This window comes from Parapedobacter sp. GCM10030251 (genome assembly GCF_042666505.1).
Lineage (GTDB): Bacteria > Bacteroidota > Bacteroidia > Sphingobacteriales > Sphingobacteriaceae > Parapedobacter.
In genome coordinates this window covers 1-576 of the sequence record NZ_JBHTDN010000052.1, presented here as the reverse complement: position 1 = coordinate 576, position 576 = coordinate 1, and the positions used below count along the sequence as shown (strand labels likewise).

General features: G+C 51.7%; 1 pseudogene. It reads right to left on the bottom strand.

The window, feature by feature from the left end:
• A pseudogene (locus ACFQRK_RS24025) lies at positions 1 to 576 on the bottom strand (glycosyl transferase); the annotation flags it as partial.

Genomic DNA, 576 nt, shown 5'->3' with positions numbered 1-576 from the left:
ATTCCAGGCTTTCAAAAGCCACGTCCCTGAACGAGGTGTTGTTTATCACCTCGGCGGCACACAGCATGGCCATGGGCAGCAGCCCATTGTCGTAGGCCAAAAGCGATTCATACCAATGCCAGGTGTCTGTCCGGTGTAGCTGATAGGCATCATAAAGACGTTGGGCAAGCTTCCGAGCCAATTCGACCATCTCTTCATTTGATGGATTGTCTTTCAAATAATAATAAAGGCCTATAAGTGTATTGGCAATGCTCCGGATAGACTTCAGGTGTTCGAAATGGGGTGCGGCATTGGCGAACAGCCGTTGCACAACCTGATAATAGGCATCCATCGGCGAATAGGCTGTCGCATAGCCGAGCGCCCAGATGGCCCTTCCAAAGGCATCCTCCGAGCTCACTTCATCGAGGAAACTTCGGTTGAACCCCATGAAGTTCCGGAAAGTGCCATCCGGGTTCTGCGCGTAATTCAGGTAGCCAAGGTAAACAGCGATGTGTTTGAGTACGGCCTCGCTCTTGGTCCGCCTGTAAGCCATCAGCATCATGAGCAGTGCCCGTGCATTGTCATCAAGGCAATACC